At 68.1% G+C, this 11,491-nt stretch carries 8 protein-coding genes; 5 read left to right on the top strand and 3 right to left on the bottom strand.

Going from position 1 to position 11,491, the window contains the following annotated elements; translation table 11 throughout:
- Positions 1-12: 12 nt before the first annotated feature.
- Positions 13-1,323, bottom strand: coding sequence for a dicarboxylate/amino acid:cation symporter (locus K2O51_RS26680; protein ID WP_041679692.1), 1,311 nt, complete (start codon positions 1,321-1,323; stop codon positions 13-15).
- A gap of 438 nt (positions 1,324-1,761) precedes the next feature.
- On the bottom strand, positions 1,762-5,151 hold the full coding sequence (locus K2O51_RS26675; RefSeq protein WP_011298814.1) for a diguanylate cyclase: 3,390 nt from the start codon (positions 5,149-5,151) through the stop codon (positions 1,762-1,764).
- Between the two features lie 306 nt (positions 5,152-5,457).
- On the opposite strand from K2O51_RS26675, the gene K2O51_RS26670 reads away from it, so the two are divergent.
- Both K2O51_RS26670 and K2O51_RS26665 read left to right on the top strand, forming a co-directional pair.
- On the top strand, positions 5,458-5,865 hold the full coding sequence (locus K2O51_RS26670; protein WP_011298813.1) for a nuclear transport factor 2 family protein: 408 nt from the start codon (positions 5,458-5,460) through the stop codon (positions 5,863-5,865).
- A 118-nt stretch (positions 5,866-5,983) separates the two neighbouring features.
- Positions 5,984-6,868 (top strand): c-type cytochrome, encoded by an 885-nt coding sequence (locus tag K2O51_RS26665; RefSeq protein WP_011298812.1) that lies wholly within the window; start codon positions 5,984-5,986, stop codon positions 6,866-6,868.
- A 4-nt stretch (positions 6,869-6,872) separates the two neighbouring features.
- Here the strand turns inward: K2O51_RS26665 and K2O51_RS26660 are convergent, their stop codons facing one another.
- Positions 6,873-7,979 (bottom strand): acyltransferase family protein, encoded by a 1,107-nt coding sequence (locus K2O51_RS26660; RefSeq protein ID WP_245001884.1) that lies wholly within the window; start codon positions 7,977-7,979, stop codon positions 6,873-6,875.
- A 209-nt stretch (positions 7,980-8,188) separates the two neighbouring features.
- Between K2O51_RS26660 and K2O51_RS26655 the strand changes: the two genes are divergently transcribed.
- The 3 genes from K2O51_RS26655 to K2O51_RS26645 all read left to right on the top strand — a co-directional run bounded on the left by K2O51_RS26655 (position 8,189) and on the right by K2O51_RS26645 (position 11,449).
- Positions 8,189-8,647, top strand: a complete 459-nt coding sequence (locus tag K2O51_RS26655; RefSeq protein WP_140953336.1) for a (2Fe-2S)-binding protein — start codon at positions 8,189-8,191, stop codon at positions 8,645-8,647.
- A gap of 15 nt (positions 8,648-8,662) precedes the next feature.
- Positions 8,663-10,927, top strand: coding sequence for a xanthine dehydrogenase family protein molybdopterin-binding subunit (locus tag K2O51_RS26650; RefSeq protein WP_011298809.1), 2,265 nt, complete (start codon positions 8,663-8,665; stop codon positions 10,925-10,927).
- Positions 10,928-11,161: 234 nt separating this feature from the next.
- Positions 11,162-11,449: a helix-turn-helix domain-containing protein gene (locus K2O51_RS26645; protein ID WP_011298808.1), complete on the top strand. Its 288-nt coding sequence runs from the start codon at positions 11,162-11,164 to the stop codon at positions 11,447-11,449.
- Positions 11,450-11,491 lie beyond the last annotated feature (42 nt).

The following is an 11,491-nucleotide window of genomic DNA, read 5'->3' as shown; positions in this document are numbered from 1 at the left end:
GAACAGGGCGGCTTACTTGCCCGCCAGCACCTGGGCGGGTGCCAGGGCAGGGGCGCTGTCCGCGACGGGTTCATCCTCGTCGGACGGCACGGGCGCGCCGATGGCGCCTTCGCTTTTGGCGACGACAGCCGTGGCAATCGCATTGCCAAGCACATTGGTCACGGTGCGACCCATGTCCAGGACGTGGTCGATGCCGAGCACCAGCAGGATGCCGGCCTCAGGCAGGCCGAACATCGGCAGCACGGCCGCGACCACCACCAGCGAGGCGCGCGGCACGCCGGCGATGCCCTTGCTGGTGACCAGCAGCACCAGCAGCATGGTGATCTGCTGGGTCAGCGACAGATGGATGCCGTACACCTGGGCGACGAACAGCGCCGCGAAGGAGGTGTACATGATCGAGCCGTCCAGGTTGAACGAGTAGCCTAGCGGCAGCACGAAGTTGGTGATGCGTTCCTTGACGCCGAAATGGGTCAGCTGGTCGATGACCTTCGGGTAGGCCGATTCGCTGCTGGCGGTGGCGAAGCCGATCATCAGCGGCGCGCGCACCATCTTGAGCAGGCGGAACACGTCGCGGCCCAGGAAGTAGTAGCCGCCGGCGATCAGCGCCGCCCACAGCAACGCCAGCGCCAGGTACAGGCTCCCCAGCAGCTTGGCATAGACCACCAGCACGCCCAGACCCTGCGCGGTGATGACGGCCGAGATCGCGCCGAACACGCCCACCGGCGCGAACGCCATCACGTAATTGGTGACTTTCAGCATCACCTTGCCGAGGCCTTCAATGGCGTCCAGCACGGGCTTGCCCACGCCGTCCTTGATGGTGCCCAGGGCAAAGCCGAAGAACAGCGAGAACACCACGATCTGCAGGATCTCATTGGTGGCCATGGCCTCCGCGATGCTCTTGGGGAACATGTGCGCGATGAAATCGCGCAGGTTCAGCGACGCGGTTTTCACGCTGGAGGCGGCGTCGGCGGCCGGCAGCGGCAGGTTCATGCCCTGGCCGGGCGTCAGCAGGTTGGCCATCACCAGGCCCAGCAGCAGCGACGTGATCGACGCGCCGATAAACCAGGCCATGGCCTTCATGCCGATGCGGCCGACGGCGCGGCCGTCGCCCATGCTGGCGATGCCGGCGACCAGCGTGGCGAACACCAGCGGCCCGATGATCATCTTGATCATCCGCAGGAACACGTCGGTGAGGATGGACAGATGGTCCGCGATCGATTTGGTGGTGGCAGCGTCCGGCGACAGATTGTGCGCGGCGGTGCCGACCAGCACGCCAAGCAGCATCGCAATGAAGATCAGAGTGGGTAGTCGGTTCAGTTTCATCGTGGGGTCAGGCCGTGCGCCCGGCTTCTTCCGCAAGACGGGAAGAAGCCGGACGGCTGTATTGCGAGATCGGCTCGGCCGGAACGCCATGCCGCCGGTGAGGCGGCTGTCGCGCCGGCGGACGCCGGGGACGTTAGCGGGGCAACAGGCGCCGCATTCGCGCCGGGGCGGCGCGGGCACATCGATGGGCGGGTTCCGTCATATGTCTCCTCCTTGGTTTTTGGCTTGGCTGGCGCGTCCTGAGCGGGCGCCGGCCTTCCTGTTGGCCCTGTCGGCGGCGCTTACATCGCACAAGGCGTGCCAGGACCGCATGCCTGAAAGGGCTCGCTAAGGCTATGAAAACAAAGGAGAAAAAATGTGATTCCGACGCCGGCGTTCGGGCGTCCGGACGATTGTCCTTGCCAGTCGTTCGGGTTTCCGAACGACTGGGCGGTCGGGTCAGACGCCAGGCGCGACGGAGGATCCGTGGGTGCTGACCATTTCGCACTCGGCCAGGTAGGCATCGAGCGGCACGGGGCGGCCGATGGCATACCCCTGCGCGTAATCAACGCCGATCGCGCGCAGCGCGTTCAGCGTGCGCTCGTCTTCGACCCATTCGGCCACGGTCTTGACGCCGAGCCGGTGGCCGATGTCGTTGATGGAACTGACGATCTCGCGGTCGACTATGTTGTCGGCAAGATTGCGGATAAAGCTGCCGTCGATCTTGAGGTAGTCCACCGGGAACTGCTTGAGATAGGCAAACGACGACAGTCCCGAGCCGAAGTCGTCCAGCGCGACGGTACAGCCCGCGCGCCGCATTTCCGTGACCACGCGATTGGCCGCAGCCATGTTGTTGATCAGCGCGGTTTCCGTGATTTCGAGCCGGATGCGGTTCGCGGGCAACGCGGAGTGTTCGAGTTCGGCATGCAGGAAGGGCAGCAGGAAGGGCTCGCCCAGCGAGTTGGCCGACAGGTTGATCGAAACCGACAGGCCCGGCACCGCGCACAGCCGCTCGCCGTATTCGCGCAGCACGTTCCGGATCACCCAGCGGTCCACATGGCCCATCAGGTCATAGCGCTCCGCGGCCGGGATGAAGGCGCCGGGCATGACCATCTCGCCGTGTTCGTCTACCATGCGCACGAGGATCTCGACATGGCGTTCGTCGCGCGGGTCGCCGCAATGGTGCTGCAGGGCGCGGATTTCCTGCGCGAACAGGCGGAAGTGGTTGCCTTCCAGCGCAGTGTGGATGCCCGCGGCAATCTCGAGTTCGCGATGGTGGCGGCGCGCATCGCTCTCGTCGCGGCGATACACCGATACCCGGCTGCGGCCCGCAGCCTTGGCGGCATAGCAGGCCACGTCGGCGCGGCTCATCAGTTCGCCGACTGGCGGCACGTCCTGGTCGATCGCGGCAATGCCGATGCTCGCGCCCACGTCGTACACGCGGCCGTCCCATGGAAAGCGCCGGCTGCGGATGGCGTCGATGACACCGTGGCCGATGGTTTCGGCCTGGTCGACGGTACAGTCCTTGAGCAGCAGCCCGAATTCGTCGCCGCCGAGGCGCGCGAGCAGGTCGTCGGGGCGCACGTGGTTGCGGATCAGGTAGCCCAGCTCGCGCAGCAGGATGTCACCGGCGCCGTGCCCGGCCGTATCGTTGACGATCTTGAAGCGGTCCAGGTCGATGAAGCACAGCGCGCCGTGATGGCCCTGCGTGCGCGCCGCGTCGCAAGCTTCGCGCAGCCGCTTTTCGAACCACGTGCGGTTGGGCAGGCCGGTGAGCGCGTCGTGCATGGCCGAATGGGCGAGCTCGCGCTGCATCGCGCGCGCTGTGGTGATGTCCTGGAACACCAGCACCGCACCCAGCACAGTGCCGGTGGCGGTGAGCACCGGGGCGGCGGAGTCCTGCACGTCGTGGCGCTCGCCGGTCAGGCTCTGCAGCACCGCGCCTTCCTGCAGGTAGGCCGGCGTGAGCGTCTGCAGGCACGCTTCGACCGGACTCGGGATGGGCAGCCCCGTGACTTCATCGACGATGCGGAACACGCGTTCCAGCGGCAGCCCGCTCGCGCTCGCCATGGTCCAGCCTGTGAGCTGTTCGGCGATCGGGTTCATGAAGGTCACGCGCATGCCGGCGTCCGTGCAGATCACCGCGTCGCCGATCGACTGCAGCGTGATGTGCAGCCGCTCCTTCTCCTCGAACAGCGCCTCGGTCAGGCGGCGTTGCTCGGTGATGTCCCAGTTGGTGCCCACCAGCGCCAGCGCGGTGCCGTCGCCGCTGCGCGTGACATTGGCCAGGGCGCGCACGTGCCGGACCTGGCCATCGGGCCGCACCACGCGGTATTCGGTGTCGAATGGCTTGTCGCCGCGGATCGCGCGGCGCATCTCGCCATTCACGCGGCCCACGTCTTCGGGGTGGAGCATGGCAATCCACTGCGCGATCACCGGCGCGCCGTTCGCGGCGTCGGTGCCGTGCAGCGCATGCATGCGCGCATCCCAGGTGATGCCGGAACTGGTGAAGTCCCATTCCCAGATGCCGACGCCGCCGGCCTCCACCGCGAGCTGCGTGCGGCGCGAGAGCTGCTCGAATTGCTGCTGCGCGAGCTTGCGCGTGTGGATGTCCTCGATCTGCGCGATGAAATGCAGCGGGTGCCCGCTTTGCTGGTCGCGCACCAGCGACACGGCCAGTAGTGCCCAGCGGTACTCGCCGTCCTGGTGCAGGAAGCGCTTTTCCAGGCGGTACGACTCGATCTCGCCAGCCAGCAGCCGCTGCATCTGGCCCAGGTCGGCATCGAGATCGTCGGGATGCGTGATGTCCTGGAAGCGCTGCTGGCGCAGTTCGGCCGCGCTGTAGCCGAGCAGTTCGGACAGCGAGCGGTTCACGGTCTGCCAGCGGCCGTCCAGACCCGTCAGCGCCATGCCGATGGCGGAATGCTCCATGGCCAGGCGGAAGCGCTGGTCGCTGCTGTGCAGATTGGCGCGGCCGGCGCGGTTCTGCTCGGCCAGGTAGGCAATGCAGACCGGGAACACCATGATCAGCGCCGCCGACAGCGGTACCGACTGCTGCAGGTGCGCCGCCACCGCGGCCAGCTCCATGGTCAGTGTGGCCATCAACGTCAGCAGGGCGGTGCCGAACGGGTTGGCGAACATGGCTGCCAGCACCAGCGGCAGTGACATGGCGACGAACGGGTCATGGCCCTGCCACAGCGCAAATACGCCAATGGCCAGGCACAGCGCCAGCAGGCCCGCCTGGGGCATCAGCATGGAGCGCGAAAACGTCGCGCGCACGCGCGCGCTGGTGATGGTCAGCGCCAGCGGCAGCACCACCACCATGCCCAGCGCGCCCGCCTGCCACCAGGCCCACCAGATACTGGCAAAGCGCGTGTCGCCCAGCCACGTCAGCCCCGCCGCGCCGGCCGTGGCGCCCAGCGCGGGCCCAAGCACGCCGGCTACGCCAAGCGTGAGCGCGAAATTGCCGAGCGGAGCCAGCCGCTCCGCGCCGGCATGGGCGGCGACAAAGCGCAGCAGCCGCGCGGAACAGGCGACTTCGAACAGGTTCGCGCCGGCCAGTAGCACGGCGGTGCCCGGCCCGTCGACGAACAGGCCGTTGGCCGCCAGGTTGCCGCCGACCATGCTGGCCAGCAGCCACGGCGCTTCCGCGCGCGGCCGGTACAGCACCAGGCCCAGGCAGAACGCGTTGGGCAACCACAGCGTGGCCACGCTGCCGGGCAGGCGCGCCAGCCAGATACCGAGCGCGGCCAGCGCGAAGTAGCCGATGCCGCAGATCAGCATGGGCAGCCAGCGGCGCAGCGGGGCGCCAATGGAGGGAGCGGCCGTATCGACCGGATGGGGCGTCATGGACGGTTCAGCAGGCAGTGCGGAGGTTCAACGTCGTGAGGGCGGACCGTGGCCCAGCGTAGCGCCACTGTATCGGTTCAGGGTCGGGCGGCAGCGCCGGGACAGCAGGCAGGTACCGTGCCTGTTGCCACTGGTGCTGGCAGGTTTTTTTTGGTATGGCGCGAAGTCTGGCATGGGCCCCAAGGTCGTCGCGGCGATGACCTCACGGGTAATCGCACCGCCGCCGGGGCGCGGCCATTATGCATCCATGGCAGCCCGCCATCGTTTCCGTCCCGGTCTTAACCTGCCCCACTTTAGGAGTATGCAATGTCCGCAACGACCCCCGCCGCCCACGTCGCCCGTGCCAACGACCCGAGCACGCTGGCCGACCGCTACCTGGCCGCCTGGAACGAGACCGATGCCGCGCGCCGGCGCGAGCTGATCGCGCTGGCCTGGACCGAATCGGCAACCTATGTCGACCCGCTCATGCGCGGCGACGGCCATGCCGGCATCGACGCCATGATCGCCGGCGTGCAGTCGCGCTTTCCGGGGTTCCGCTTCCGACGCGTCACGCCCGTGGACGCGCACGGCCCGCATCTGCGCTTTACCTGGGAGCTGGGCCCGGACGGCGACGCCGCACTGGTGGTCGGCACGGATTTCGCCACGGTCGGCGCCGACGGCCGGCTGCAGAGCATGACCGGCTTTATCGATCGCGCGCCGCAAGGGTTGGGCTGACCCGCGCGTCGCCCCGTTCAAGTGTGCCTTTCCCCACAGACACGGCGGTGCCGGCCGGCTGGAATCGGAGACGTCTGCGCCGCATGGGCGGCGCGATCTCCGCACGGGGGAAGGCAGCATGGCTCGTTATCTGCGTATGGCGGCCTGGTCGCTGGCCGGGGCGGTCGTGGCCGCGGCCGGGGTCGTCTATGGCGCCTTCCTGATCGGCGATCAGAAGGCCGGCCGCACCATCGACGTCAGGGTGGCGCCGGTGGCCTACCGTGAAGACGCGGCCAGCATCGCCCACGGCAAGTATCTGTTCGAATCGCGCGGCTGCATGGAGTGTCACGGCGCCGCGGCTGGCGGGAAACAGGTCTTTGACGATCCCGGTGGTCTGCAGGTCCGTGCGCCAGACCTGACGCGCGGCAACCCGGAGATTGCGCACTACCAGCCGATCGACTGGGTCCGCAGCATCCGCCACGGCGTGTCGCCTTCCGGCCGGCCGCTGCTGGTCATGCCCAGCGAGGACTACAACCGGCTCAGCGACGAAGACCTGGCCGCACTGGTGGCGTATCTGCGCAGCCTGCCGCCGGGTCTCGGCGCGCCCGCCGAAATCCGCATGCCGTGGTTCGTGCGCGCCATGTACGGCGCCGGCTTCATCCGCGATGCGGCGTCCAAGATCGACCACAAGCTGCCGCCGTCGCCGGCAGTCGTGCCGTCGGTGACCGCTCAGTACGGCGGTTACGTGGCCAATGCCTGCCTCGGCTGCCACCGCGCGGACCTGCGTGGCGGCAAGATCCCCGGCGCGCCGCCCGACTGGCCGCCCGCGGCCGACCTGCGTCCCGTTTCCGGCGGCGCGATGGCGCGCTACGACAAGGCCGCCGCCTTTATCGCCATGATGCGCAGCGGCAAGCGGCCCGACGGATCGGCCATCAGTACCGTGATGCCGTTCGATTCCTTTGGCCGCATGAACGACACCGACCTGACCGCGCTGTACCTGTACCTGGCCAGCCTGCGCAGCTGAATGCTCAGCCTTGCCGGCGCGCCCAGCGCCGGCCGGCGGCGATGCCGGGCAGCTCGACCCAGCGGTGCAGCAGCATCGCGAGCAATAGTGCCAGCGCCGCGTCGATGGCGAAGCGCGCAAGCTGCAACCCGTACTGGTCGGGCGCGAGTTCCGGCATCAATCGCTTGATGCCTTCGATCACTGTCGGATGGACCAGGTACAGCGCGTAGGACAGCTCGCCGAGCCACACCAGCGCTCGCGGCACGCGCAGCAGGCCCGTGTGTTCGGCCGCGACGGCGCCTGCAAGCAAGGCGGCGGCAGGCAGCCCACGGCCGGCCAGGCTGAAATCGGGGCCGACCAGCGGGAGTGATGCCAGGAACCAGCCGGTGCCGACGGTCAGCATGGCCCACGCCACGCGGCGAGACAGCCGATGGCGCCAGGCCGCATACGCCCACGCGAGCAGGCAGCCAAGCACGAACTCCAGCACGAGCGGGTTGCTTGCCATCGCCATCCACGGCCACGTGAACGGGTAGCCCTGCGCGGGATCGGCGACCGGCGCGCCGAAGCGCCACCATGGCAGCGCCAGCGTGAAGACGGCGAACAGCGCCAGCACCACCCATAGCGCGCGCCGGCCCGCCAGCCACAGTCCCAGCGCGAACGCCCCATAGAACGCCATCTCGTAGTTAAGCGACCAGCCCACATACAACGCCGGATAGCCGTAGTACGGCGCATGCGCGGTGCTGGTGGGAACGAACGCGAGCGAGGCCGCGAATACCGCCGGGGTGACCGGGTTCAGCAACAGCGCATGGATGGCCGACATGGTCCAGTACGGCGGCGCCAGCCGGCAGCAGCGCCGGATCACGAAGCTGACCGGCGTCTCGGGCTGCGGGCGCGCCAGCACCGCGACCCACGCGATGATGAAGCCGCTGATGACGAAGAACACGTCAACGCCCACATGGCCGCGCTTGATGATGTTCGCGGTGATCCAGCCGAGCACGGGCGTCTGCGCTGTGCCCAGCGTCAGACCGGAGTGGTAGAGCACCACGTACGCGGCAGCCAGGCCGCGCAGAGCCTGGATGCTGTCGAGCGTAGCGACGGCGCGCTCGCGGGAATCTGGAATAGTCGTTGTCACTGTTGCTGCGGCAGCGGGCCGGAGCCCTGATCTTCAGACTGACCGCGTCCCATTGCACAAAGTTCGTGCATGGAGCGCGCCCCGCGCCGGCATCCGGCAAGGTGACCGGAATTGCACTATGCTCATTTGTCCGCGGCGGCAGGCTATTGTCCGCTTCTGTGGCGTGTGAACAAGAACATCGGGCAATGTACCCAAGGAGTGTCCTCCCCATGACAACCCTCAATATCAACGGCAAGGCCCAGGAAGTCGACGCGGATCCGTCCACGCCGCTACTGTGGGCCCTGCGCGACAACCTTGACCTGACCGGGACCAAATTCGGCTGCGGCATGGCCGCGTGCGGCGCCTGCACGGTCCATATCAACGGCCAGGCCACGCGCAGCTGCGTGACGCCGATCTCGGCCGCGGCCGGCGCGCGCATTACTACGATCGAAGGCGTGAGCGGCGACAAAGTCGGGCGCGCTGTACTCGATGCATGGATCAAGCATGACGTGGCCCAGTGCGGCTACTGCCAGAACGGGCAGGTCATGAGTGCCGTGGGCCTGCTGCGGAACAAGCCGAAACCCACCGACGCCGACATCGACCAGGCCATGGCCGGAAACCTGTGCCGCTGCGGCACCTACCAACGCATCCGGGCCGCGATCAAAGACGCGGCCCGCGCGCTGGCCTGAGCGGAGGTGCCTGACATGCGTATTCGTGGACTCGAAGCACTCGCCGGCGCCAGCAGCGCGCAGGGAAGCAATACTGGCAGCGCCGGTGATCACGGCGTGGCAACGCTGAATCGCCGCAGCTTCCTCAAGCTGACCGGCCTGGCCGGCGGCGGCCTTGCACTGGGCGTGACGCCGCTTGCGCAGGCGCAAGAAGGCGGCGCACCGAAGGCGCCGCCTTCGGCGCCACAGGCGTTCGTGGTGATTTCGCCGGACAACACGGTAACCATCGCGGTGAACCGGCTGGAGTTCGGCCAGGGCGTACACACGGCGCTGCCCATGGCGCTTGCCGAAGAGCTGGATGTCGACTGGCGCAACGTGCGCGCAGCGCTCGCGCCCGCCGGTGATGCGTACAAGGACCCGGGCTTCGGCATGCAGATGACCGGCGGTTCCACGGCCATCAACCATTCCTTCCAGCAATATCGTGAGCTGGGCGCGCGTGCCCGCGCCATGCTGGTCACGGCTGCGGCGCAGCAGTGGAAAGTGGATCCCGCAAGCTGCAAGGTCGAGCAGGGCGTGGTGACCTCGGGCAGCCAGCGTGCCACCTTCGGCGAACTGGCCCCGGCGGCCATGGAACTGCCCGTACCGAAAGACGTGCGCCTGAAGGACCCTTCGCAATTCCGGCTGATCGGCAAGCCGACGCCGCGGCTCGATGCGCGCAGCAAGCTCGAAGGCAAGCCCGCCTTCGGTATCGACACGCGCCTGAAGGACATGATGGTGGCCGTGGTGGCGCGTCCACCGCGCTTTGGCGGGAAGGTCAAGTCGTTCAATGCCGACAAGGCGCGCGCGATCAAGGGTGTCAGCGACGTGATGCTGGTACCGGTCGATCGCGGCGGCACCGGCGTGGCCGTGGTCGCTGACGGCTACTGGCCCGCGAAGCAGGCGCGCGATGCGCTGCAAATCGAATGGGAGGATGCCGGCTCGAAGGTGTCGACGCAGGCCCTGTTCGAGGAGTACGCGAAGCTCGCCGCCCAGCCCGGCACCGTGGCGCGCGCCGGCGAAGGCGATGTGGCCGCAGCCGTGAATGGCGCGGCGCGCAAGATCGACGCCGAGTACCGCTTCCCGTATCTGGCCCATGCGCCGATGGAGCCGCTGAACTGCACGCTGCAGCCGGAAGTGCTGGCGAACAAGGTGCAGAGCGTCAAGGTGTGGGTCGGCTCGCAGTTCCAGACCGTGGACCAGGCCGCCATCGCGCGCGTGCTCGAGCTGAGCCCGGACAAGGTGACACTCAACACCATGATGGCAGGTGGCGGCTTCGGCCGCCGCGCGGTGCCCACGTCGGACTACCTCGTGGAAGCCGCCAACGTGCTGCGCACCTGGGTGGCGAACGGCCACACCGAGCCGCTCAAGATCGTGTGGAGCCGCGAGGACGATATCCGCGGCGGCTACTACCGGCCGCTCCACGTGCACCGCGCACGTATCGGCCTGGATGCGCAGGGCAAAGTGGTGGGCTGGCAGCACACCATCGTCGGCCAGTCGATCCTGAAGGGCACGCCGTTCGAGCCGTTCATGGTCAAGAACGGCGTGGACGCGACCATGAGCGAAGGCCTGGTCGAGAATGACTACAACCTGCCGATGCGGCTTGCGGTGCATCACCCGCAGGTCGATGTGCCGGTGCTGTGGTGGCGCTCGGTCGGCAACACGCACACGGCCTACGTCAAGGAAACGCTGGTCGACGAAATGGCCGCGGCCGCGAAGCAGGACCCCGTGGCCTTCCGCCTGGCGCGGCTCGACGAAAGCAAGCACGCGCGCCATCGCGCCGCGCTGCAGCTCGCGGTGCAGAAGTCGGGCTATGGCAAGCGCAAGCTGCCCAAGGGGCAAGCGTGGGGCGTGGCGGTGCATGAGTCGTTCAACTCGGTGGTGGCCTATGTGGCGGAGGTTTCGCTCGTCAAGGGCGAGCCGCGCGTGCATCGCGTGACTGCCGGCGTGCATGCCAACCGCGTGGTCAATCCCTTGTCGGCTGAGGCGCAGATCCAGGGCGCCTGCGTCTTCGGGCTGGCGATGACGCGGCCCGGGTTCGCCATCGAGATCGAGAACGGCGTGGTGAAGAACAGCAACTTCCCTGACTATCCGCCGCCGCGCATCACCGATGCGCCCGTGGTGGACGTGTTCTTCGTGCCATCGCAGGACCCGCCCACGGGTCTTGGCGAACCGGGCGTGCCGCCGATCGCCCCGGCCGTCGCCAACGCGCTGTTCGTGCTCACGGGCAAGCGCCAGCGCCAGCTGCCGTTCGTGCTGACCTGAGCGCGCCCCGCGCCGGAGGAGCATGCCGCCTCCGGCGCTTCCGGGCCTCGCTGCCTGGACGCCCGCGCCAACACCAGCGGCGCGGGCTGCGCATCACCCGTCTGCGGGCGGGACGGCTGCGTGTTGTAATCGCGCAGCCGGGGTGGAGCCCTATTGCCTTTGCGGGCAGCCCCGCGTAGAACGGGAAAAATCAGCCAGGGCGGCGCGCCCGCCCGAATAACCCGAGGGGTGGCCATGGAGACCCAGGAAAGCGCGCTGACAATGGCGCTGATGACCGAACCGGCGCGCGTGAAGATCTGCCGGGCGCTCTTGCAGGCAGGCGAAGAGGGGCTGCCCGCGACGGACCTCGCGCAACTGGCGGGGCTGCCGATCAAGCGTGCGGGCCACATGTTCGAGGAAATGCTGCAGGCCGACCTGATCGTGCTGTCAATCCGCGACCGGCGCGTCTGCTACGTGCTCAAGGCCAGGCTGGCGGTGAGCGCAGCGCTCGGTTATATCGACGCGAGCGGCCTGGCCGACTAGCACCGTCCGGCGGCACGCATCACCACCGCGATGCGCGCGCGA

This window comes from Cupriavidus pinatubonensis (assembly GCF_019602855.1).
GTDB classification, from domain to species: Bacteria; Pseudomonadota; Gammaproteobacteria; order Burkholderiales; family Burkholderiaceae; genus Cupriavidus; species Cupriavidus pinatubonensis.
This window is presented reverse-complemented; position numbering and strand designations above follow the sequence as displayed.